The sequence below is a fragment of the Streptomyces sp. NBC_00344 genome (genome assembly GCF_036088315.1).
Taxonomy (GTDB): Bacteria; Actinomycetota; Actinomycetes; order Streptomycetales; family Streptomycetaceae; genus Streptomyces.
In genome coordinates, this window is record NZ_CP107996.1 from 4,164,392 (window position 1) to 4,187,574 (window position 23,183).

At 71.4% G+C, this 23,183-nt stretch carries 19 protein-coding genes; 12 read left to right on the forward strand and 7 right to left on the reverse strand.

From position 1 onward, the window contains the following. Positions 1 to 23: 23 nt before the first annotated feature. From OHS16_RS18840 to OHS16_RS18850, 3 genes are all read right to left on the reverse strand, one after another. Complete coding sequence (locus tag OHS16_RS18840; protein ID WP_328538379.1) at positions 24 to 788, reverse strand: transcriptional regulator; 765 nt, start codon at positions 786 to 788, stop codon at positions 24 to 26. Continuing rightward, the gene (locus OHS16_RS18845; protein WP_328538380.1) at positions 785 to 1,192 is read right to left on the reverse strand and encodes a hypothetical protein; all 408 of its coding nucleotides are present in this window, start codon (positions 1,190 to 1,192) and stop codon (positions 785 to 787) included. The genes OHS16_RS18840 and OHS16_RS18845 overlap by 4 nt, the downstream gene beginning before the upstream one ends. A 185-nt stretch (positions 1,193 to 1,377) precedes the next feature. Beyond that, the gene (locus tag OHS16_RS18850) at positions 1,378 to 2,757 is read right to left on the reverse strand and encodes a diaminopimelate decarboxylase (protein WP_328538381.1); all 1,380 of its coding nucleotides are present in this window, start codon (positions 2,755 to 2,757) and stop codon (positions 1,378 to 1,380) included. Between the two features lie 120 nt (positions 2,758 to 2,877). Between OHS16_RS18850 and hutU the strand changes: the two genes are divergently transcribed. The 10 genes from hutU (at position 2,878) to OHS16_RS18900 (ending at position 15,390) form a co-directional block, all read left to right on the forward strand. Beyond that, a complete protein-coding gene (gene hutU / locus OHS16_RS18855; protein WP_328538382.1) occupies positions 2,878 to 4,539 on the forward strand; it encodes a urocanate hydratase in 1,662 nt (553 codons plus the stop codon). A gap of 47 nt (positions 4,540 to 4,586) precedes the next feature. Beyond that, positions 4,587 to 5,786, forward strand: coding sequence for an allantoate amidohydrolase (locus OHS16_RS18860; protein WP_328540902.1), 1,200 nt, complete (start codon positions 4,587 to 4,589; stop codon positions 5,784 to 5,786). Next, the gene (locus tag OHS16_RS18865) at positions 5,777 to 7,126 is read left to right on the forward strand and encodes a formimidoylglutamate deiminase (RefSeq protein ID WP_328538383.1); all 1,350 of its coding nucleotides are present in this window, start codon (positions 5,777 to 5,779) and stop codon (positions 7,124 to 7,126) included. The genes OHS16_RS18860 and OHS16_RS18865 overlap by 10 nt, the downstream gene beginning before the upstream one ends. Positions 7,127 to 7,173: 47 nt before the next feature. Beyond that, positions 7,174 to 8,352 carry an imidazolonepropionase gene (hutI, locus tag OHS16_RS18870; RefSeq protein ID WP_328538384.1) on the forward strand — a complete coding sequence of 393 codons (1,179 nt, stop codon included), beginning with the start codon at positions 7,174 to 7,176 and terminating at the stop codon, positions 8,350 to 8,352. A gap of 249 nt (positions 8,353 to 8,601) precedes the next feature. Beyond that, positions 8,602 to 9,672 carry a GNAT family N-acetyltransferase gene (locus tag OHS16_RS18875; RefSeq protein WP_443042781.1) on the forward strand — a complete coding sequence of 357 codons (1,071 nt, stop codon included), beginning with the start codon at positions 8,602 to 8,604 and terminating at the stop codon, positions 9,670 to 9,672. Positions 9,673 to 9,838: 166 nt separating this feature from the next. After that, on the forward strand, positions 9,839 to 11,098 hold the full coding sequence (locus OHS16_RS18880) for a glycosyltransferase (protein ID WP_328540903.1): 1,260 nt from the start codon (positions 9,839 to 9,841) through the stop codon (positions 11,096 to 11,098). Then, positions 11,095 to 11,901, forward strand: coding sequence for a polysaccharide deacetylase family protein (locus tag OHS16_RS18885; RefSeq protein WP_328538386.1), 807 nt, complete (start codon positions 11,095 to 11,097; stop codon positions 11,899 to 11,901). Before OHS16_RS18880 ends, OHS16_RS18885 begins: the two co-directional genes overlap by 4 nt. A 68-nt stretch (positions 11,902 to 11,969) precedes the next feature. Then, positions 11,970 to 13,850: a hypothetical protein gene (locus OHS16_RS18890; protein ID WP_328538387.1), complete on the forward strand. Its 1,881-nt coding sequence runs from the start codon at positions 11,970 to 11,972 to the stop codon at positions 13,848 to 13,850. An 11-nt stretch (positions 13,851 to 13,861) separates the two neighbouring features. Then, positions 13,862 to 14,275, forward strand: a complete 414-nt coding sequence (locus OHS16_RS18895) for a hypothetical protein (protein WP_328538388.1) — start codon at positions 13,862 to 13,864, stop codon at positions 14,273 to 14,275. Next, a complete protein-coding gene (locus OHS16_RS18900; protein WP_328538389.1) occupies positions 14,272 to 15,390 on the forward strand; it encodes a glycoside hydrolase family 26 protein in 1,119 nt (372 codons plus the stop codon). The genes OHS16_RS18895 and OHS16_RS18900 overlap by 4 nt, the downstream gene beginning before the upstream one ends. A 94-nt stretch (positions 15,391 to 15,484) precedes the next feature. Here OHS16_RS18900 and OHS16_RS18905 read toward each other — a convergent pair whose 3' ends face one another. The 3 genes from OHS16_RS18905 to OHS16_RS18915 all read right to left on the reverse strand — a co-directional run bounded on the left by OHS16_RS18905 (position 15,485) and on the right by OHS16_RS18915 (position 19,805). Beyond that, complete coding sequence (locus tag OHS16_RS18905; protein WP_443042649.1) at positions 15,485 to 17,581, reverse strand: lipopolysaccharide biosynthesis protein; 2,097 nt, start codon at positions 17,579 to 17,581, stop codon at positions 15,485 to 15,487. Continuing rightward, the gene (locus OHS16_RS18910; RefSeq protein ID WP_328538390.1) at positions 17,574 to 18,758 is read right to left on the reverse strand and encodes a DegT/DnrJ/EryC1/StrS family aminotransferase; all 1,185 of its coding nucleotides are present in this window, start codon (positions 18,756 to 18,758) and stop codon (positions 17,574 to 17,576) included. Before OHS16_RS18910 ends, OHS16_RS18905 begins: the two co-directional genes overlap by 8 nt. A 174-nt stretch (positions 18,759 to 18,932) precedes the next feature. After that, a complete protein-coding gene (locus tag OHS16_RS18915; RefSeq protein WP_328538391.1) occupies positions 18,933 to 19,805 on the reverse strand; it encodes an RNA polymerase sigma factor SigF in 873 nt (290 codons plus the stop codon). 257 nt (positions 19,806 to 20,062) lie between these two features. Between OHS16_RS18915 and OHS16_RS18920 the strand changes: the two genes are divergently transcribed. Together OHS16_RS18920 and OHS16_RS18925 are read left to right on the forward strand one after the other, a co-directional pair. Beyond that, positions 20,063 to 20,431, forward strand: a complete 369-nt coding sequence (locus OHS16_RS18920; protein WP_328538392.1) for an STAS domain-containing protein — start codon at positions 20,063 to 20,065, stop codon at positions 20,429 to 20,431. 117 nt (positions 20,432 to 20,548) lie between these two features. Beyond that, positions 20,549 to 21,040, forward strand: a complete 492-nt coding sequence (locus OHS16_RS18925; protein ID WP_328538393.1) for an ATP-binding protein — start codon at positions 20,549 to 20,551, stop codon at positions 21,038 to 21,040. Between the two features lie 274 nt (positions 21,041 to 21,314). Here the strand turns inward: OHS16_RS18925 and OHS16_RS18930 are convergent, their stop codons facing one another. Further along, positions 21,315 to 22,811 carry an oligopeptide:H+ symporter gene (locus OHS16_RS18930; protein WP_328538394.1) on the reverse strand — a complete coding sequence of 499 codons (1,497 nt, stop codon included), beginning with the start codon at positions 22,809 to 22,811 and terminating at the stop codon, positions 21,315 to 21,317. Between the last annotated feature and the right edge of the window lie 372 nt (positions 22,812 to 23,183).

Consider the following 23,183-nt stretch of genomic DNA (forward strand, 5'->3'; position numbering starts at 1 on the left):
GGCGCGCTGCCGCAGGGCGCGGATCACAGCGTGGCCTCCAATGCGTCTCGCAGCCGGCGGAGCAGGGCGACATCCGGGTCCGGCGTCATCCCGGCGACCCACGCGGGAACCAGGTGCGCCTGCGGTACGGGCGCGCGCGGGGTCTCGACCGCGCCGGCGGCTGCCAGCCTGCGGATGTCGATCAGAATGTGGAACGCCGGGCGGCCCAGCGCGCGGGCGATGTCCTGCGGGGTCATCGCGCCGTCGGCCAGAGCGAGCACGGCCCGCTGGCGCGCGGTGACCGTGGTGTCCGGGCGGCGGCGGGTCCTTACCACCGGGGCGTTGTCGACGTCCGGATACGGCCAGAGCCGGTCGAGCAGGTCCCTCCGGCGGGCGGCTTCGCGTTCCACCACCTCGGCGGACACCGGGTGCACCGGACCGATCCAGTGGGCGACCCCGTAACGGAAGCGGGTGGGCCCGCTGCTGGGGGCCAGTGCGAAGAACGCCGCGTCGTGCAGCGCTCCCAGATGGCATATCTCCAGTTCCCCGCCGGCCACCTGGCCGCTCTCCACGAGGAATCTGCCGACGAAACCGTGGGCGCCCGCCCGGTCGACGGCCTGCTGCCAGCCTTCGGGCCGCAACCGGCCGGTGGCGGTGAGCAGGATGTCGATGCCCGGTGCGGCGGGGCTCTCGGCGTGCACCACCTGGCCGTCCACCAGGTAGAGCGTGCCGCGGTCCCGCAGCAGGGCGCCGGTCGCGCGCTCACCGGCGAGCCGGACCAGCATGGGGGACACGGTTGCGGGGCTCATGCCAGGACCAGTCGCTCGGCGAGATCGCCGAGCCGTAACCGGGCGAGGGCGAGGTTGCCCTCGTCGCGGTCGAGCCAGAGGTGCAGGAAGACGCTGCTGTCGAAGGTCGTCTCGACGAAGCGCAGGATGTGGTAGCCGGTGCGGGTGGTGACGATGACGTCCTCGACCGGGAGATCCCTGGCCGCAGCCTCGTCGCCGGGTGCGGGCTCCTCCGGAGCGAAGGCGGGATGTTCGGCGGCCATCCGCGCCAGCTCGGCGGTCTCGGCTGCTGTCGCCTCATGGTCGTTGTTCGGCGAGTCGCCGATGGTGCCGAGGGCGAGCCCGCTGGTCCAGTCGACCACGGCGGCGCCGATGGCACCGGGCAGCCGCATGGCTTGCAGCAGACACTCGTCGATTCCGGGCACGCGTGACCCTCCCCCCAGCGTGGTGTGCGGCAGCGTGGTGTGCGGCAGTAACCGTGAAGTTACGCACCGTGCGCTCTGCTGGTGGGAGTTCTGGCATTTTCCGGCGGAACATGCGGCGTGGGGTTAAAGTCCGAGTTCGGCCGCTCGGACGCGGGCGGCCGCCGGACCGTCATGCCCTGCGGACATCACTCCGGGAGAAGTGCGTCCCGATGCCCGCCACCCGCGTCCGCCACGATCTCCTCCATGGTCTGCGGGTCCCGTGCCACGGTGAACCGCACCCCGTCGGGTCCGGTCGAAAAGCCGTAAATGCCGGGCCTGGCAAGGCTGTTGTACGCATAGTGGTGCGCGAAGTAGTAGGCGCCGGTGTCGAGCACCGCCGCGTAGTCGCCCGGCTGGAGCAGGGGCAACTCCCGGTCCTCCGCCAGCAGATCGCCCGCGAAACAGGCCGGCCCTGCCACGTCCTGGGCGACCCCGGGGCCGGACTTGGGCCGGCCGTCCGCGTCATGGGCGGTGATCCGCAGCGGCCAGGACTCGGGCGCGTACACCGTGCGGGTCGCGACCTGGACACCTGCGTGGGTCACCGCGATCGGCCGTCCGCCGGACGACTTGGTGTACTCGACCCGGGCGAGGATCGTGCCGTGCTTGGCGAGCAGGGAGCGGCCGAACTCGGTGACCAGACCGTAGCGGCCGTCGAGCAGCCCGGGTGCGGTCTCCTTGAGGAGGCGCGCGTAGTCGGCGTAGCGGGGGGTTTCCTCGTCGGACGAGAAGTTGACGGGGAGCCCGCCGCCGATGTCGATGGTGTCGATCTGCTGCCGGCCCGCCGCGGTGTTGATCTCCTCGGCCAGTTCATGGACGGCCCGGACGCCTTCGGCCATCAGTGCCAGCGGCACGCCCTGCGAGCCGGAATGGGTGTGCAGCCGGGTCAGCCAGGGGCGGTCCAGGCAGGCACGGATCACCCACTCGCGCGCGCCGTCGTCGCGCAGGGCGATGCCGAACTTCGATGTGGCGGTCGCGGTCGACAGGGCTCCGATGGAGCCGCCGCCGATCTGCGGGTTCACCCGCAGGCCCAGCGGGGACGACGGCGGATCCGATCCGACGAGTGCGTCGATACGGTCCAGCTCCTGCGGATTGTCCGCGTTGACCGCGATTCCCAGGCTCAGTGCTTCCCGCAGCTCGGCCGGGGTCTTCGCGGGGGAGTCCAGCACGGTGTGCGAGGGCCGCACGCCGGCGGCGCGGGCCAGCGCCAGTTCACCGGGGCTCGCGACCTCGGCCCCGATGCCCTCGGCCCTGAGCAGCCTCAGCACCGGCACCAGTGGTGCGGCCTTCACCGCGAAAGCGTGCAGAACCGGGGTGCCGGGTGGCGTGACGCCGGCGAAGGCGGAGTGCAGTGCCGCCGCGCTGCTCCGGATGCCGGAGATGTCCAGCAGTCCGACGATCGGTGTCCGGGCGCCGGCGATCCCGCTCTCCACCGCCGCCCGGACGGCCTGCTCGCGCCTCAGGGCGGCTGTACGGGGGGCGGTGGAGGGCCTGACGTCGGTGCTGTCGGGAGCCGTTTCGGAAGCCATGCGATCCAGCCAATCATCCGCTCGGGTCCGGCGCGGATGCCGGGCCGTATTGACTAGCTCTATTCATCTCGTCAAGATGTGAATAGTTAATGCAACAGTCATGGATCGAGGAGGCACGCCATGTCAGGACCCCGGCCGGTACGGGCACCGCGCGGTACGGAGCTGAGCGCCCTGGGATGGCAGCAGGAAGCCGCCCTCCGGATGCTGCAGAACAACCTCGACCCCGAGGTCGCGGAGCACCCCGACAAGCTCGTCGTCTACGGCGGCACCGGCAAGGCCGCCCGCGACTGGCGCTCCTTCGACGCGATGGTGCGCACGCTGAAGACGCTGAAGCAGGACGAGACGATGCTCGTCCAGTCCGGCCGCCCGGTCGGCGTGATGCAGACCCATGAATGGGCTCCGCGGGTCCTGATCGCCAACTCCAACCTGGTCGGCGACTGGGCGAACTGGGAGGAGTTCCGCCGCCTGGAGGCGCTGGGGCTGACCATGTACGGCCAGATGACGGCCGGATCCTGGATCTACATCGGCACCCAGGGAATCCTCCAGGGCACCTACGAGACCTTCGCCGCGGTCGCCGCCAAGCGATTCAACGGCACACTCGCCGGGACGATCACCCTCACCGCGGGTCTTGGCGGCATGGGCGGGGCCCAGCCACTCGCCGTGACCATGAACGACGGCGTCGCCATCTGTATCGACGTCGACCCGCGGGCCATCGAGCGCCGCATCGAGCACCGCTACCTGGACGTCAGGGCCGACAGCCCTGAGCATGCGCTGCGGCTCGCCGTCGAGGCGCGCGACGCCCGCAAGCCGCTCTCCATCGGGCTGCTCGGCAACGCGGCCGAGCTGCTGCCCCAGCTGCTCGCCGACGGCGCCCCGATCGACATCGTGACGGACCAGACCTCCGCCCACGACCCCCTCGCCTACCTCCCGGTCGGGGTCGACTTCGACGACATGGCCGCGTACGCCGCCGAGAAGCCCGCCGACTTCACGGTGCGCGCCCGCGAGTCGATGGCCCGGCACGTCGAGGCCATGGTCGGCTTCATGGACGCGGGCGCCGAGGTCTTCGACTACGGCAACTCCATCCGTGGCGAGGCGCAACTCGCTGGATACGCAAGGGCGTTCGACTTCCCCGGCTTTGTCCCCGCCTACATCCGCCCGCTCTTCTGCGAGGGCAGGGGCCCGTTCCGCTGGGCGGCGCTGTCCGGCGAGGCATCGGACATCCACAAGACCGACAAGGCGCTGCTCGACCTCTTCCCGGAGAACGAATCGCTGCACCGCTGGATCAAAATGGCGGGCGAGCGGGTCCACTTCCAGGGGCTGCCGGCCCGTATCTGCTGGCTTGGCCAGGGCGAACGCGACAAGGCAGGCGCCCTGTTCAACGACATGGTCGCCGACGGCACGCTCGCCGCGCCGCTGGCCATCGGCCGCGACCACCTCGACTGCGGCTCCGTCGCCTCCCCCTACCGCGAGACCGAGGCCATGCTCGACGGCTCCGACGCGATCGCCGACTGGCCGCTGCTCAACGCCATGGTCAACGTGGCGTCCGGCGCGTCCTGGGTCTCCATCCACCACGGTGGCGGTGTCGGTATGGGCCGCTCCATCCACGCGGGCCAGGTCTCGGTGGCGGACGGCACGGAACTCGCGGGCGAGAAGATCCGCCGGGTGCTGACCAACGACCCGGGCATGGGCGTCATCCGCCATGTCGACGCCGGATACGACATCGCCGAGCGGGTGGCCGACGAGCGCGGTGTCCGCATCCCGATGCGCGAGGGCACCGAGTGACGACCCGCATCGACAGCGCCCCCCTCGCGCCGCCGTCCTTCCAGGAGATGTGGCGCGACCTGGCCCCTATCGGCCGCGACGCCGGAAGCGGCGGATACCGCCGCTATGCCTGGACCGCCGCGGACGCGGACTGCCGCGCCTGGTTCAAGGACCAGGCGGAGAGCCGCGGACTGACCTACGAGGTCGACCGCAACGGCAACCAGTGGGCATGGCTGGGTGACCCGGAGGGCACCGACGCCGTCGTCACCGGCTCACATCTGGACTCGGTGCCGGACGGCGGTGCCTTCGACGGGCCGCTCGGTGTGGTCTCCTCCTTCGCCGCCCTCGACGAACTCCGCAGCAGGGGAGTGGAGTTCACCAGGCCGCTGGCCATCGGGAACTTCGGCGACGAGGAGGGGGCCCGCTTCGGGCTCGCCTGCGTCGGCTCCCGGCTCGCGGCCGGCCGGCTCACCGTGGAACAGGCTCATGCGCTGCGCGACGGCGACGGGGTCCCACTGCCCCACGCCATGGAAAAGGCCGGGTACGACCCCTCCACGATCGGGCCCGACCCCGAGCGGCTCGCCCGGATCGGCGCGTTCGTCGAACTGCATGTGGAACAGGGCCGCGCCCTCGACCTCAGCGGGGACCCGGTCGGTATCGCGTCCGCCATCTGGCCGCACGGCCGCTGGCGGTACGACTTCACCGGCGAGGCCAACCACGCGGGCACCACCCGTCTGGTGGACCGCCGCGACCCGATGCTCACCTATGCGCAGACCGTGCTCGCGGCGCGCCGTGAAGCGGAGCTCGCCGGGGCCGTCGCCACCTTCGGCAAGATCGTCGTGGAGCCCAACGGCGTGAACGCCATCGCCTCCCTGGTGCGCGGCTGGCTCGACTCCCGCGCCGCCGACCAGTCCACCCTGGACACCGTCATCGCCGGTATCGAGCAGGCCGCCAGGGAACAGGGCGAGCGCGACGGCGTGGATGTCCGGGTCACCCGGGAGTCCTTCACCCCCGTCGTGGAATTCGCGCATGCGCTGCGGGACGAGCTGGGCCGGATCCTCGGCGGGGACGGCGGCGGCATCCCCGTTCTCGGAACAGGGGCGGGACACGACGCCGGAATCCTCTCCGCTTCCGTTCCGACCGCCATGCTGTTCGTACGCAACCCCACGGGTGTCTCGCACTCCCCGGCGGAACACGCCGGTGAGGACGACTGCCTGGCCGGGGTGACCGCACTCGCCGACGTACTGGAGGGCCTGGCGTGCAGGTGACGTACTGGCTGGAACACGCCTGGCTCGACACCCACGTCGAGCCGGGTGTCGCCGTGGAGGTCGACGCGGGCCGGATCACCTCCGTCGTCACGGATGTGCCGGCCCCGCCGCGGGGTGCGACGGCGCTGCGCGGTCTGACCCTCCCGGGCCTGGCGAACGCGCACAGCCACGCCTTCCACCGCGCGCTGCGCTCCACCGTCCAGGTGGGCTCCGGCACCTTCTGGACCTGGCGCGACGTGATGTACGGAGTGTCCGCCCGGCTCACTCCGGAGAGCTATCACGCCCTCGCCCGCGCGGTGTACGCCGAGATGGCGCTGGCCGGCATCACGGCCGTCGGTGAATTCCACTACCTGCACCACGGCCCCGGCGGGACGCCCTACGACGATCCGAACGCGATGGGCGACGCGCTGATCGCGGCCGCCGCCGACGCGGGCATCCGGATCACCCTCCTCGACACCGCCTACCTCGCGTCCGGGCTGATCGACAAGCGCAGAGGGGCCGCCCCCAACAAGCACCAGCTGCGCTTCTCGGACGGCACCGCCCAGGCCTGGGCCGAGCGGGCTTCCCTGCTGAAGGACGGCGAGCACACCCGGATCGGCGCGGCCATCCACTCCGTACGGGCGGTGCCGGCCGCCCAGCTGTCCACGGTGGCCGAGTGGGCCGAAGCACGGCAGGCACCGCTCCATGTGCATCTGTCCGAGCAGACAGCGGAGAACGACGCCTGCCGGGCGGCCCACGGCTGTACGCCCACCAGGCTGCTCGCGGATCACGGCGTGCTGGGACCGCGCACGACCGGCGTCCACAACACCCATCTCACCGCGGGCGACATCTCGCTGATCGGCACGACCGCGACGGGCACCTGCATGTGCCCGACCACCGAGCGGGACCTCGCCGACGGCATCGGCCCGGCGGTCCAGCTCCAGCACGCGGGCAGTCCGCTCTCGCTGGGCAGCGACAGTCACGCCGTCATCGACATCCTGGAGGAGTCGCGGGCCATGGAGCTCAATGAGCGCCTGCGCACCCGCACCCGGGGGCACTGGACCGCGGCTGCCCTGCTGCGCGCCGCGACCGCCGACGGCCATGCCGCCATCGGCTGGGGCGACGCGGGCACCATCGAGCCGGGTGCCCTCGCCGACCTCACCACGATCGCGCTGGACACCGTCAGAACAGCGGGGCCGGTGTCGAGGCTCGGAGCGGAGACCGCGGTATTCGCCGCTTCCGCGGCGGACGTCCGGCACACGGTCGTCGGCGGCCGGCAGATCGTACGCGACGGTGTGCACACCCTGGTCCCGGACGTGCCGCAGGCCCTGGCGCGGTCCATCGCCACACTGCACGCCTGAGCCAGACCGGCCGGAGCACGGCCCCGTACGCGTAGGAGCACACCGCGATGAAGACCGGCACCACCGCACTCACCCACATCAGCACCTTGGTCACCAACGACCCCTCCCTCGGCGACGGTTCCCCTCTCGGTCTGATCCAGGACGCGGCGCTCGTCATCGACGGCGACCGCATCGCCTGGGTCGGTGAGACCAGCAAAGCACCCGCCGCTGACAACGCGGTCGACGCGGGCGGACGGGCGGTGATTCCCGGCTTCGTCGACTCCCACTCGCATCTGGTCTTCGCGGGCGACCGCACGGCGGAGTTCAACGCCCGGATGTCCGGCCGCAGTTATTCGGCGGGCGGCATCCGCACCACGGTCGCCGCGACCAGGGCGGCGACCGACGACGAGCTCTCGGCGAACGTCGCGAGATATCTGCGGGAGGCCCTCCGCCAGGGCACCACCACGCTGGAGACCAAGTCCGGTTACGGGCTGACCGTCGCCGACGAGACCAGGGCGCTGCGCATCGCGGCCTCGCACACCGATGAGGTCACCTATCTGGGCGCCCACATCGTGCCGCCCGAGCACGCGGACGACCCGGCCGCCTATGTGGCGCTGGTGACCGGTGAGATGCTCGAATCCTGTGCCCCGCACGCCCGGTGGATCGATGTGTTCTGCGAGAAGGGAGCCTTCGACGGCGACCAGGCCCGCGCGATCCTCACCGCCGGCCTGGCCCGCGGACTGCACCCCCGGATCCACGCCAACCAGCTGGGGCACGGTCCGGGTGTCCAGCTCGCGGTGGAGCTGGACGCGGCATCGGCCGACCACTGCACCCATCTGACCGACGCGGACGTAGCGGCTCTGGCGAGCGGCAGCACGGTGGCCACACTGCTCCCCGGCGCCGAGTTCTCCACCCGGGCCGAGTGGCCGGACGCCCGCCGTCTGCTCGACGCGGGAGCCACCGTCGCCCTCTCCACCGACTGCAACCCCGGCTCGTCCTTCACCTCCTCCATGCCGTTCTGCATCGCCCTCGCGGTACGGGACATGGGCATGACCCCCGACGAGGCGGTCTGGGCGGCCACCGCGGGCGGCGCGGCCGCTCTGCGGCGCACCGACATCGGCCGCCTCGCCCCGGGAGCCCTCGCCGACCTCGCGCTCCTGGACGCCCCGTCGCCCGTGCATCTCGCCTACCGGCCGGGTGTTCCGCTGGTCTCGGCGGTCTGGCGGCGCGGCGAACGCAAGCTCTGACCCGCGTGCGTGCCGGGGCGGCCGGCCGCCCCGGCATCCCGCAGGACCGGGTGCCGGAGATCACGGATGTCGGGCATTCACCACAACGACGCACCCGGTAGTCGAAGATCTGTCGCAGTTGTCACCCCTTTCGCAACTTGGTCACAAGATGGGTGAGACTCCCTACCGTGCGGCCATAGCGCCCGGTACCGTCCCTTCCAGGATGTTTCAAGGGGGGCCGACCGGGGGGTCGAGTTGAGCGCTGTACACATCCGTGTGAAGAGGCCTGGCGAGCTGGACCAGGGGGAGATCGAGAGCTGGCGCGAGCTGCGGGCCATGTCCGGCGCACGGGCCAATCCGTTCATGGAGCCCGAATTCACTCTTGCCGTCGGGCGGCAGCGGCCGGGAGCCCGGGTCGCCGTGGTGCACGATGCGGGGTGGACGGCCGGCTTCTTCCCCTACGAGAAGGGGCTGTTCGGGCATGGCAGAGCCATCGGCTTCGGAGTGTCGGACTGCCAGGGCGCGGTGCTCGGGCCAGGTCTGCGGCTGGAAGCCCGGGAACTGCTGCGGGCCTGCGGGCTCTCCGCGTGGGAGTACGACAATCTCGAGGCGGGGCAGGAGCTCTTCCGGCCGTCGGCCGCCGATGAGTACGCCTCGTATGTCATCGACGTGGCGCAGGGGTACGAGCAGTACCAGCAGCTCCTGCGGAAGCAGTCGCCCAAGTTCCTGAGGACCACGCTCGCCAAGGAACGGAGAATGGGCCGCCAGATCGGCCCGCTCCGCTTCGTCCTCGACGAGCGGGACCCGGCGGCACTGGAACGGCTGATGGCGTGGAAGTCCGCGCAGTACCGGAGGACCGGGCGCGGAGACCGGTTCGCCAAGGAGTGGATCAGCAGCCTCGTGCACTACCTCGCGCACCTCAGGGAGCCGGGTTGTTCGGGTCTGCTGTCCGTGCTGTACGCGGCGGACCGCCCGGTGGCCGCTCACTTCGGACTGCGGTCGCGCACCGTGCTCGCCTGCTGGTTCCCGGCCTACGAACCGGAGTTCGCGAGATTCTCACCGGGCCTGATCCTGCATCTGCGGATGGCCGAGGCGGCCGCGGAGGTGGGGATCGGCATGCTCGACCTGGGACGCGGGGCCGCCGAGTACAAGGAAGCCCTGAAAACCGGGGAGCAACGGGTCTTCGAGGGAGCGTCGTTACGGCCGGGGGCGGGGGCCGCACTGCACTGGGCCGGCCGCGAACCCTCCCGCAGAGCGCACGGCTTCGTACGCCGGAGGCCCGCCCTCGCGGCCTTCGCGCAGCGGAGTCTCGAGCGGGCGGGGCGACTCCGTGCCGAGTGACACCGCCGCCGGACGGATCGCCAGGAGGATCCGCGGGCGGACCGGCGGCCCGGCCGGCGAGGGGGCCGGCGGGCCTGCCCGTAGCCGCCGTACGCCGCAGGCCGTCCAGGCACCGCACACGGCACAGCGGCCGACCGGAGCGGTGGACCGGGCGGGGCCGGGCGGGATCGCCGTCGCCGAGCTGGATCTCGCCGGGCTCGGAGGGCGGGTGATCTCCCTGCGTCCCGCGCCGGGCGGACCACCGGTGACCGACGGCCCCGTGTACGCGCTGATACGCGTCGGCGGTGTTCCCGCCGGTGTGGTTCTCGCCCTGGTGCCGGAGGGCGCCGAGGCCGCCCCGGTGCTCGCGGCCGCGGCGCGCGACCGGCTGCGGCACTGCGTCAGGGGCACTCCGGGGAAGCGGCAGGCGCCCACCGGAATGCCCAGGGCCAGCATCATCGTCGCGTCCCGGGAGCGCCCCGCACGCCTGGCGGGCGCACTGGACTCGCTGCTTGCCCAGGACCACCCGGATTACGAGATCGTCGTCGTCGACAACGCACCGGCCACCACGGCGACCCGCCGTCTGATCGAGGAGAACTACGCACCCAGGGGAGTGCGTTACGTCCAGGAGCCGGTCCCGGGACTCGCCTGTGCGCACAACCGGGGCATCGCCGTGGCCGAGGGCTCGGTCCTCGCCTTCACCGACGACGACGTCATCGCCGACCCGCACTGGCTCACCGCCCTCGCGGCCCCGTTCACCGCCGATCCGCGACTGGCCTGCGTCACCGGGCTGATACTGCCCGCCCGGCTGACCACCCCGGCGCAGATCCTGCTCGAGAGCCACGGCGGATTCACCAAGGGCTTCGCACCCCGGGGGTTCGACCCGCGGCGCCCGCCCGCCGGCGACCCACTCTTCCCGTTCACCGCAGGGATGTTCGGCTCCGGAGCCAATATGGCCTTCCGTGCGGGACCGCTGCGTGACATCGGCGGCTTCGACCCCGCCACCGGAGTCGGTACGCCGGCCAGGGGCGGCGACGACCTGTACGCCTTCACCCGGATCGTGGCCGCAGGGCACCGGTTGCGCTACACACCCGACGCACTGGTCTGGCACCACCACCGGGAGACGTGGCAGGACCTGAGAAACCAGGCGTACGGATACGGAGCGGGCCTCACCGCGTATCTCACCGCGACCGTGGTCCGCCGCCCCGCCCTGCTGCCGGCGCTGCTCGCCCGGCTGCCGCGCGGCCTCCTCCACGCTGTGTCGATCACCGCTCACCGGAGTGCGGCCGAGGGAGCAGGGGTGCCCGGCGAGCACGGAACCCAGGGCTATCCATGGCCGCGCAGTCTCTCCCGGCTCGAACGCCGGGGGATGCTGTACGGGCCGCTCGGCTACCTCAGGGCACGGCACGCGGTCCGCGGCAGACAGCTGCCCTGGGAGGAGCGATGAGACCCCGGGACAACGGCCGGATACCGGTCCTGCTCTACCACGCGGTGATGGACGACCCGCCGGACTGGATCGCGGAATTCACCGTCGCCCCGCAGGAGTTCGGGGCGCAGCTCGACGCCATCGCCGCGAGCGGCCGCACCCCGGTCAGCATCGGCACGCTGGCCGGCCACTTCGCCGGCCGGGCCGCGCTGCCGCACCGGCCGGTCGTGCTCACCTTCGACGACGGGTTCGCCGATCTGCCGGGGCCCACGGCCGAAGCTCTCGCCGTCCGGGATCTGCCCGCCACCGCCTACCTGACCACCGGCGCCATCACCGCGGGCGGGCGCTGTCTGCTGCCCCCGGCACCGATGATGGCCCTGGCGCAGGCGCCGCTCCTCGAACAGTACGGCCTGGAGGTCGGCGCCCACACGGTCTCCCACCCCCAGCTGGACACCCTGCCGGCCCGGGCCCTGCGCGCTGAACTCACCGATTCCAAGAAGGCGCTGGAGGACGTCCTCGGTCACCGGGTGGACCATCTCGCCTATCCGCACGGCTACAACAACGGGGCGGTCCGCAGAGCCGCCCGCAGTGCCGGTTACGCCAGTGCGGTCGCCGTACGCCATGCGCTGAGCTCGGCGGCCGACGACACCTACCGCGTCGCCCGGCTGATCGTGCGCCGGGGTCACACGGTCCGGGACGTCGAGGCCTGGATGGCGGGGCGGGGCGCCCGGGCGGCGCCGTACCGGGACTCCCTGCCCACGGTGGGCTGGCGCGTCTACCGGCGGGGCAGGGCCGCGCTGCGGGGGGATGTGTTCGCCGGATAGACGCGCACCGGGGTGGAGTTCAGCAGGACATCGGTCTCGTCGGGGGGAGTCGAACGGTGCAGCAACGCATGCCCACGCCGGTCACCGGGGACCCGGCACCGCCGGGCCGGGCCGGGCCGGCGGACGGGCCGCGGGACCGGCCCGGACCCGGATCCCGGATCGAGCGGCGGCTCCGGGCGGCAGCCGGCGCCGGGGTCCGACAGTGGCTCACCGCCGGGCTGTTACCGGCGGCGGCGATCCTGTGGACCCTCTCGCTGCCGCTGATCGACTTCCGCCACATGGGCGACTACGGCCTGCTGGACAGGTTCCCGCCGGTCTTCTACCTCTCGCTTGCGCTGCTCACCACCGGCTTTCTGGCCGGCCTGCGCCGCGCGGGCACCTGGTGGCCGGCCGCCTACTGTGCGGCGCTGCTGGTGGCGGTCAAGGCGCCGACCGCCGTGCTGTACGACTCGGTGCGGTACCCCTGGGCCTCCAAGCACGACGCCGTCATCGGCCACCTGCTCGGCAACGGCCTCCACCCCCAGGCGCACCTTTCGGGCAACATGGCCGCGTACGACCAGTGGCCGGGCTTCTTCACCCTCAACGCCGCCCTGGTCAGGGCCTTCGGCGTGGACTCGGCGGCGGCCTTCCTCAACTGGGCGCCGATCGTCTTCGGCCTGCTGACCATGCCGGTGCTGGTCCTGATCTACCGCACGTTCACCGAGGACCGGCGGCTGGTGTGGACCGCGGTCTGGATCTTCCAGCTGGCCAACTGGGTGGGACAGGACTACTTCTCACCCCAGGGCATGTCGTACCTCCTCTACCTCGCCGTGATCGCCGTGGTGCTGCGCCACTTCGTACGCCCGGGATCGGCCGGCCGGCTGCGCTCGCGCGTTCATCTCGACCCGGCGGCCGCCGCTGTCCCGCCGCCCACCACCGCCCGCCAGCGGGCGGTGTGCGTGGCGGTCCTCGCCCCGCTCATCGCCGCTATCAACGTCTCGCACCAGCTGACCCCGGTGATGCTCTGTGCGTCCCTGGTCGCGCTCAATCTGACCCGCCGCTACCGCAACGCGGGGCTGCTGGTGGTCACCGGCGTCATCATGCTGATCTGGGACCTCACCATGGGCCGCCCGCTCTTCGTCGAGACGCTGGAGTCGCTGCGCCGGTCGGCCGGTGATCTGCTGGAGAACTCCAGGGCCGGATACGCGGGACAGCTCACCGGGCCCGGCCCGGTGCTTCAGGGGCATGCCAACGTGGCGATGGTCCTCGCGGTGGTGGTGCCGGCCGCGGTGGCCCTGCTGATCCGGCGGAAGCTGCTGCGGAGCGCGCTGCCGCTGCTGCTGGTCTCCGTGGCCCCGGTGCCGCTGTTCGCCGTCAACGACTACGGCGGCGAGATGCTCTTCCGGGTCTATCTCTTCGGGCTGCCGGGGGCGGCGTTCTTCGCCGCTGCCGCGCTCGTCCCGGCCGCCGGGGGGCGTACGCCGGGACCGGCCGGCCGGCGGATCGGCGCGGCGGCCCTGCCGGTCGTGGTGTTCGCACTGGTCGGCGGATTCCTGCTGTCGTACTACGGCAAGGAGAAGATGTACTACACGCCGCCCGCCGAGACCGCGATGGTCGTCCGGGCGATCGACCGGGCCCCCGACGGGACACTGGTCCTCGCCGCGACCGGCTCCTTCCCGATGGCCCTGCACCGGTACGACGAACTGGAGCACTGGTTCTTCGTCGAACAGGAGGAGCCGGCGAACATCAGGATGCTCGAGGACCCGGCGGGCTACCTGGCGACGCAGATCCCCGACGGCGGCCGGGCGATCGTCGTCCTCACCAGGACCCAGGAGACCTTCACGGCCGGCGAGGGGCTGCTGCCGCCGGGTGGCTTCGTGACGCTGCGGACCAGACTGGAGCAGTCCCCCGAGTTCCGGGTCCTCGAGCGGAACCAGTACGGCGTGATCCTCCAATACCGTTCTCAGTAAGGGGAGTTGTCATGGTCTCCAGTTCGTCGCCGGTCCTTGGCGGGGCCGCGCTCAGGGGTGCGGTAGCGGTGTCGGGATGGCTGGCTCTGGCGGCCACAGCGCTGCCAGGAGGCGCTCCGCTTCGCTGGATTCCGGTCCTGCTCTTCGTCTCCCTCGGGCCCGGACTCGCCCTGCTCCTTCCCCAGCCCGCCCGGCTAAGACCGGCCGCCCGCCTCGAGGCGCTGGCGCTGGCCGCTCCGGTCAGCCTCTCGCTCGGGGCGCTGGTCTCCACCTCGCTCTTCCTGGTGGAGGGGTTCTCCGCGACCGCGTTCCTCGTCTCGCTCGCGGTGTTCACCACGGTGGCCGCCGCGCTGCCGGGACTGCCGCTGCCCGCTGCCACCCGGGGCGCGGTGGAGCGTGCCCGCACACCAGTGACGCGCCGGTGACCACAGGAAGGCCGGGACCGCCATGGCGCCCCCGGGCATGGCCGGCGCTGATCGCGCTGGCCGCGCTGCTCATCGGGATCGGCGTATGGATCGCCCGCACCGACGGTACGGGCGCCCGCTCAGGACTGCCCGGGAACGCCGCTTCGGGAGAACGCCCGCACGGCCCCTGCGCGCCGACCGCGGCACTGGTGCCCCCGTGCGGGGCCTGGTGGGGCGCCTACGTCCCGTACGCGAAGGACGGCTCGCTCACCCGGCCGGTGCACGCCTTCGAGAAGAGGATCGGCCGCAGGCTCGATCTGCTGTACACCTACCACGACATGTCCAGGGGCAGGCTGGACGGCCAGCTCCTCACCCCGCAGGAGCAGGAGCTCGGCAGGGACCGTCTGCTGATGCTCGCCTGGGAGTCCACGGTCTGGCGCGAACCGCACCACGCCCACTACACCGAGGACCAGCTCGGCTGGAGGAACATCGCGGACGGGACCTACGACGAGGACATCATCGATCCGGGCGCCGAGCGCATCAAGGCGTACGGAAAGCGGGTCTTCTTCTCCTTCGACCAGGAGGCCGACGCCCGGATCAGCGAGGGAGCGGGGACCCCCGCGCAGTACGTCGCCGCCTACCGCCACATCCATGACCGCTTCGAGCGGCTCGGTGTGGACAACGTGGTGTGGGTGTGGACGGTCTCCGGCTATCTGGGCCAGGGCAACGACGCCGTCATCAAGTCCCTCTACCCGGGCGACGGTTACGTCGACTGGATCGGCATGGACCAGTACAACTACTACCTCTGCCACCGGACCACCGACTGGAACGGCTTCGCGCAGAGCCAGCGTCCCGCCTACGACTGGCTCCGCAGCCATGTATCCGGCGAGAAGCCCGTCATGATGGCCGAGTTCGCGACCGCCCCAGATCCCGGCGACCCGGCCCGCCAGCGCGACTGGTACACCGGCATTCCGTCCGCCCTGCGGTCGATGCCCGGAGCGAAGGCACTGGTGCAGTGGGACCGCGCGGTCCCCGGGAAGGACTGTGATCTGACGGTCGACAGCGGTCCGGGTCTGGATGGTTACCGGCAGGCGGGCCGGGACAGCTACTTCGCCCAGCCGGTGCCGGGCCGCTAGCGGCCCGGCCTCCGTCTGCCGCCGGCAGGCCCTGCGGCAGACCCCGCGGAGCCCCGGGCCGCGCCGCGCCCCGGCCCGCGACACCCTCCCCCCGTCACCGGGTCCGCTGTCCTGCGGTACGGCGGCGGCCTGCGGCAACGGTCACCGCGGCCAGCGCGAGGAGGCCGAGGACGATCCATCCCCCCACCGCCGCGAACACCTCCCGGCCCACCCAGCCGGCCACCCCCGCCGTCCACATCACCACGGCGGTGACCCGCCAGTGCGTGCCGGGCGATCGCAGCGTGACGGCGAGCAGCCCCAGACAGAGCAGTTGGAGGGCGACGGGCAGGGCGCGAAGCACCACATCGCGGCTGCCAGGACCCGCTGTACCGGACAGGAACGCCGGTGCGCCGTGCCAGGGCGCCGACACGGGGTGCGCAGCGGGACCGTGGAACCAGGACGCGGTGTGCAGCGCGGTCAGGGTGGTCAGGAGCACCGGGACCAGGAGCGCGGGGCGGGGGTGCCGGAGACAGAGCGCCGTGCCGTAGACCACGGTCAGCAGCGTCACGGCGATCACGGTGAGGGGCGGGAGCACGTCGAGCGGGGGCGGGCCCGACGGACGGTGGCGGCCCGCCCCCGCCCATGGGGTGAGAGGTACCCAGAACAGTCCAGCGGCCAGACCGGAAAGCAGCCACAGGACGTCCGTCAGTGGCGAGTCGGGTGTCCCGCCGGAGCCGGAGCCGGAGCGCTGCCGCCCCCGTGCCGGCCCCCCGGCCCGCCGGGAGCCGGGCCCGCCGTCGTCGTGCGGGGCCGCGGCCCGGGCCCAGCTCGTGCCGTAGCGGTCGGGCCCCACGGACCGGCGGGCCGGACGGGCGCGGGTGCCGGAGAGGGCGGCCCGCAGTCCGAAGCCGCATCCCAGGGCGGTCAGTGACATGCTCACCAGGACGGCCCAGCCGGCCCCGTCGATGCCCATGGGGCCGAGCAGTACTGCCGAACTGCCCAGCACCGCGGTGCACATGGCGCCCTGGACGACGGCGAGCGCGCCGGTTCGGCCCTGTACCCGCAGTACCCCGATGTACAGCTCGACGACCACGCGCGGCAGCGCCGCCGCCGCGAGCAGCCGCAGCACCGTGGTGCCGTGGGCGGCGTAGTGGTCACCGAAGGGCCGCAGGATCTGCGGCGCGAAGGCCACCAGAAGGGCCACCACGGGGACGAGCAGGAGGGTCATCCGGCGGAGCGCCCCGCGGACACCCTCCGTCAGCCGTCCGGGGGTGTGCGAGGCGTGCGCGGTGAGCGACGAGGCCATGTTGATGGCCATGTACTCCATGGTCCCGCCGACGGTGTAGGCGATGTAGAAGAAGCCGTTCTGGGCGGGCGGGAAGCGCACCGCGACCATCACGGGCAGCAGATTGATCATCGCCAGTGAGAACAGCGCGCCCACCGAGTCGCCGGCGAGGAAGCGGCCGATCTCCCGCAGCCGCGGCGGTTCCCGGTCATGGTCGGCGGCGGCCTGACGGGGAATGAGCCTGCGGAAGACGAGCCAGCCGAGCGGCAGTACCGACAGCGCGATGGCCGCGGCCCAGGAGACGAAGATGCCCAGCACCGGGAGTGCCGCGGAGAACACCGCGAGCAGCAGCAGCTTGCCGGTCGAGAAGACCGCGTTGCCGACGGGCACCCAGAAGGCCCTGCGGAGCCCGGTCAGTACCCCGTCCTGCAGGGTCAGCAGCGCCCAGGCGGCACAGGACGCGGTGAACAGAAGCCCGGCCCGGAGCGTGCCCAGCGGCGCGTACGCGGGCCCCCACCGGCCCAGCGTGAGCAGAAAGACACCGCAGCCCAGACAGACCACGACCGTGCTCGCCAGGTAGGCGCGCAGAACCAGCGGGGCGGTCGCCCGGCCCGCCCGGGGTACGTACCGGACCACCGCGCCGGTCATGGTGGTGGCGGTGACCGATGCCAGCAGGCGCATCGCGGCGATGGCGGCCGAACCCTGTCCGACGGCCTCCTCGGAGTAGTACCGGGCGGCGGCGAGCCAGAAGCCGAGGCCCAGCGCGGCGGAGACACCGGTGGAGAGCATCAGCGCATAGGCGTTGCGGAACATCGACGCGCTGCCGGCGGCCCCCGTCGGGTCCGGGGCCCGGTCCGCGGGGGCGAGCACGGCGGGCCCGGGGGCCCCGGCACCCCGGGGGGACGTGGCCCCGGCCGCCTCAGCCACCGTCCGGGCACCCCCGGGCCGGCTCGGCGCCCAGCGCGGTGAGGACCGCTACGACCTCGGCGGCTCTCAGCGGATCGACGGGCAGGGCGTGACGGGCGAACCAGCGCGCCGGTGCCGGTGACGGCGAGGGGTCGGTGAAGGACTCGCCCGCGTAGTCGTCCAGCGGAGGGTCGTAGAGATAGCCGACGGTGATGCGGCGCCGTGCCAGCGCCGCGATGGCCGCGTCCCGGTCCTCGACCAGCAGCGGCACCCGGAACAGCGGTTGCAGCGGGCCGGGGCGCGCCCACCGGGTGGCGTACAGCATCTCGGTGCCCGCGCGGTGCGCGGCCAGCGTGCGGTCCAGACGGCGTGTCAGCCGCTCCACTCTGCGCAGCCGTTGGGTTCCGGGGGTCAGCCGGTAGTCGTGCATGTCGACCCGTACCCAGGGGTCGAAGCCGGTGAGTGAGGGGGCGGTGTCCATCGCCCGCTTCAGCTCGCCGGGTCTCAGCGGCATCCGGATCGACTCGCGCTCCTGCATCCCGAGCAGCCGCATCGTGGCGTGGGCGGCCGGGGTGAGACGCAGCCCGCGCACCACCGCCTCGGCGTACGGGCGTACCGCGTAGGCGGCTTCGGCGGCCGGTCTGCGCGGCGCGAGGAGCTCGTCCCGTGCTCGCGCCAGTTCACCGCGCACCGTCGGGTCGGCGACGGAGAGGACACCGCCCGTCCTGGCGTGCGGGTGTTTGGAGAGCGAGAAGACGGAGGCGTCTCCGAAGCTGCCCACCGGCCGGCCGCCCACCAGGCTGCCGACGGCATGCGCCGCGTCCTCCACCATCGGGATGCCCAGCTCGTCGCAGCGGGCACGGAGTTCCGGCGCGGGGTCGGGGTTCCCGTACAGATTGGTGGTCAGCACGGCGGACAGGCCGCCCCAGACCGCGTCGGGAACCGCCGCCGGGTCGATGGATCCGTCCTGTGCGCGCAGCGGCGCCTGCACCGGCCGCAGTCCGGCCGCCAGCACCACGAAGAAGATGACGTCGTCGTTGACGGGTGACATCAGCACCCGGCCGCCGGGCGCGCACCATCTGCGCAACGCCAGGTACAGACCCGTCCTGCACGACGGTACGTAGAGACATTCACGGCCCAGACGGCGTCGCAGTACATCCTCGATCCGCGCTGCCCGGCCGCTCGTTGCGAGCGCCATGCACAGTCCCCCCTGAGCCCTGCGGCCAATCTGACGCAGGGTGGGGTGATTCGTCAATAATGCGGAGGGGTGGTGCAACAAGCCCGTGACGGGACGTCCGGAACGCGGAAGAGCCGGTCCCGGCAAGCGGGACCGGCTCTTCCGCCGAGGGGCGTCAGTTCCTCGGGACGTGTGTCACTGCTCCAGGGTCAGGCCCTTGCGGAGCTTCACCAGGGTGCGGGAGAGCAGCCGCGAGACGTGCATCTGCGAGATGCCCAGTTCCTCGCCGATCTCCGACTGCGTCATATTGGCGACGAAGCGGAGCGAGAGGATCTGCCGGTCGCGCGAGGGCAGTCCGGCGATGAGCGGCTTCAGCGACTCGATGTACTCGACGCCTTCGAGGTCGTGGTCCTCGTAGCCGATCCGGTCCGCCAGCGCGCCCTCCGACTCGTCGTCCTCGGGCTGGGCGTCGAGGGAGCTCGCCGTGTAGGCGTTGCTCGCCGTCATTCCCTCGACGACCTCTTCCCTGGTGAGGTCGAGGCGGGCGGCGAGTTCCGCCACGGTGGGGGCGCGGTCGAGCTGCTGAGAGAGTTCGTCCCCGGCCTTGGCGAGGTCGAGGCGGAGTTCCTGGAGGCGGCGCGGTACCCGGACCGACCAGGAGGTGTCACGGAAGAAGCGCTTGATCTCACCGATGATGGTCGGCATCGCGAAGGTGGGGAACTCCACACCTCTGCTGAGCTCGAAGCGGTCGATCGCCTTGATCAGGCCGATGGTGCCGACCTGGATGATGTCCTCCATCGGCTCGCTGCGGGAGCGGAAGCGGGAGGCGGCGAACTTGACCAGCGCGAGGTTCAGCTCGACCAGGGTGTTCCGTACGTATGCGTGCTCGTGTGTTCCCTCTTCGAGGGACTCGAGACGCGCGAAGAGCGTCTTCGAAAGGGCCCTGGCATCCAGCGGGCCCACCTCGTCGTACGGCGGAATCTCGGGAATTTCCTCGAGTCCGGTCTCGATCCGGTTGGGGTGGGTAGTCGACGTACCGGCGGAGTGTTCGTCGAGCTGGGGTGACATGGTGCCTCCATGGTTCTCGGCGTATGGCTGCCGATGCCTGTTCGGTGTCCGCGGTGTAGCGGCGCCTCCAAAGCCGGTCGTGTCGAATGATGACCCTCTAGGCCTATCGGCTCGGGATGGGCAAACGCAAGGACCAAATGTCCATAATTGTCGTGCTTGTTGGGGTTGCTCCGCTACCGGTCGGTCCCTCAAGGGCGTAGTCTTTCTCGCACGTCAGAGACATCTCACAACCACGGCGAAGAGGGACGGACACGGACATGGACCGCGGGACCGTCGGCAGTGCGAACCGGGGCCGGCTTCTGGTCGAAGTCCGGGCCGAGGGCCGAAGTGAAGTGGTGACCCCGGCGGGTGAGCTGGATCACCACACCGCCGAACTGCTCAGTGCGCCGCTGGACAAGGCCCTCGAGCGCGGCAGGACCCGGCTGGTCGTGGACTGCTCTGCGCTCGAATTCTGTGACTCCACCGGCTTGAACGTGCTGCTGGGCGCCCGCCTCAAGGCGGAAGCCGCGGGCGGCGGGGTCCATCTGGCCGGGATGCTCCCGGTGGTGGCCAGGGTGTTCGAGATCACGGGCGCCGAGGCGGTTTTCACCGTGCATGACTCTCTGGCCGACGCTCTGCGCGACTGATCGGCACACTCTGTTGAAAAAATGAGTGTTGCGGCCATTCGACAGGGCAGGAGTCCCTGCGCAATCTTTTGTACCCCTGACTTTCTAGATCCGGTGAATCGGTGAGGTGAAGCGCTGATGAGCACCACCCGGCAGCAGCCGCCGGGGGACCTCGGCCCCGAGCGCGACGGCGCCGGACCAGCCTTTACCGTGTCCGCCGAAGGTCGCACCCGCACGCTCCTTCTGCGGGATGCAAGCGGCATCGTCCCTCTGGCCCGCGATTTCACGCGCCAGGCGCTGTACGACTGGGGCTGGCTGCCCGCGGAGGCCGCCGATCGCCGTGCGGCCGCCGAGGATGTCCTGCTGGTCGTCTCCGAGCTGGTCACCAACGCGTGCCTGCACGCCGAGGGCCCCGAGGACCTGCGGGTCTCCTACGGACAGAAGGTGCTCCGTCTGGAGGTCTCCGACCGCGGCACGGGTCAGCCGACCCCCCGCAGCCCGCACCGGGCGGGCCGGCCCGGCGGCCACGGCATGTTCATCGTCGAGCGGCTCTGTCTCGACTGGGGAGTGGTCCGTACGCCGGGAATGCCCGGCAAGATGGTCTGGGCGGAGCTCTCCGCTCCGGCCTGACCCGCCACCCCTTCCGCACCGCCTCTGAGCGCACCTGCCCGGTGCGCTCTTTTTCTTTCCGCGCCTTCGTGCGGCACGCCTCCTGAGCGCACTGCTGCCGTGCCTTCCTGCCGCACGGCCCCTGCCGGGCACCGCTGCCGCAGTTCCTGCCGGGCGCTCCTGCCACGCGCGGAGGCGCCGGTCCGCGCGGCAGGCTGACGGCGGAGTACGCGGCAGGGCCCGCCCGCACCGGATCGGTGCGGGCGGGCCCTGGGTGGAGCGTGAGCGGTCCGCGTCAGCGGACGTCGCCCATGAGCTCCTTGACCTTGCTGCGGTTCAGCCACACCGCCACACCGGCGAGCACCGCGACGGCGGCCTCGATGGCGACGATGCCGCTCTTGTTCAGGTTGAGGCTGAACGGCGGAAGGGACAGCATGCCGGTGACGCAGTCGCCGGCGGTGACGGCCAGGAACCAGACACCCATCATCTGGCTGGCGTACTTGGCGGGAGCCATCTTCGTGGTGACCGAGAGGCCGACCGGAGAGAGCGTCAGCTCACCCACGGTCTGCACGAAGTAGATGGCGACCAGCCACAGCGCGCCCGCCTTGGCACCGTCCGTCGCGATCGTCAGCGGCGCCAGGAAGACGAAGAACGAGGCGCCGACCAGCACCAGGCCGGAAGCGAACTTCACGACCGTGCTCGGCTCCTTGCCGCGGCGGTTCATCGCCAGCCAGAGGGAGGCGAAGACCGGCGCGAGCGCCATGATCAGGACCGGGTTGACCGACTGGTACCAGGAGACCGGGAAGTTCCAGCCGAAGACCGAGTTGTCGGCCGAGGCGTCGGCGAAGATCGACATGGTCGATCCGCCCTGGTCGTAGATCATCCAGAAGACGGCGGCGGCCACGAAGAACCAGATGTAGCCGGACATCTTCCGCTGCTCGACGTCGCTGAGGTCCTTGTCCCGCTTGATGCGGAACAGCACGACAGCGGGGATGACCAGACCGGCGAGGGTGATCGGGATCAGCACCCAGTTGAGGGTGTAGACACCGGTGACGACCGTGCCGAGGTAGAAGACGGCGGCGACGGCCATCCAGATCATGGCCTTGCGGAGCGAGGAGGTCCGCTCCTCGGCCGAGAGCGGCTTCGGGACGAAGCTGCTGCGCTCGCTCAGGTGGCGGGAGCCGATCAGGAACTGGCCGAGGCCCAGCGCCATGCCGAGAGCGGCGAGCGCGAAGCCGAAGTGCCAGTTGACGTTCTCGCCGATGGTGCCGATGGTCAGCGGGGCGGCGAAGGCGCCGAGGTTGATCCCCATGTAGAAGACGGTGAAGCCGCCGTCGCGACGGGGGTCGTCCGGGCCGTCGTAGAGGTGGCCGACCATCGTGGAGATGTTGGACTTCAGCAGGCCGGAGCCGAGCGCGACCAGAGCGAGACCCACGAAGAACGTGCCCTGCGAGGGCAGTGCCAGCGTCAGGTGGCCGACCATGATCACGCCGCCGGCGATGGCGACCGTTTTGCGCGGGCCCCAGACCCGGTCGCCGAACCAGCCGCCGGGCATGGCGAGCAGGTACACCAGCGACAGGTAGACCGAGTAGATCGCGGTGGCCGTGGCCGGGTTCATATGGAGCCCGTTGGGCGCGATCAGGTACAGCGGGAGAAGGGCGCGCATGCCGTAGTAGGAGAAACGCTCCCACATCTCGGTCATGAAGAGAGTAGCCAGGCCGCGGGGGTGGCCGAAGAAGGTCTTCCCGGTGCCGGTCGAACCGGCCGAGTCCTTCGTCAGGCTGGACGCCATGGTCGTTCCTTGCTTTTGCGGGACGCGCCGCGAAACGGTGCCGCGCCCGGTGGGGGGTGGCCGGCACCGGCATGGTTCTTCCCCACCCCACGCCTAGGGGGTCCGGCCGGAATCGCTCCGTGCCGAAGGGGAGACCACACCGGGATCCTCGCTCCGCACGCAACATCGCACGCGGGGCCCGGCCGTCAGGTCATTTACTCGCTGGGTCGTTGACTGCCGGCGATGCCGGCGATGCCAACCGCACACAGAAAAGGGATCCTTGGCGTGTCATAGCAGGCTAAAGAGTCCCGAGTGGTGCTACAGGCGTCTCGCCACCATAAGGAGGCAGACACGGCATTTGGAAGGACTTGAGACATGGATCACAGGTGAACG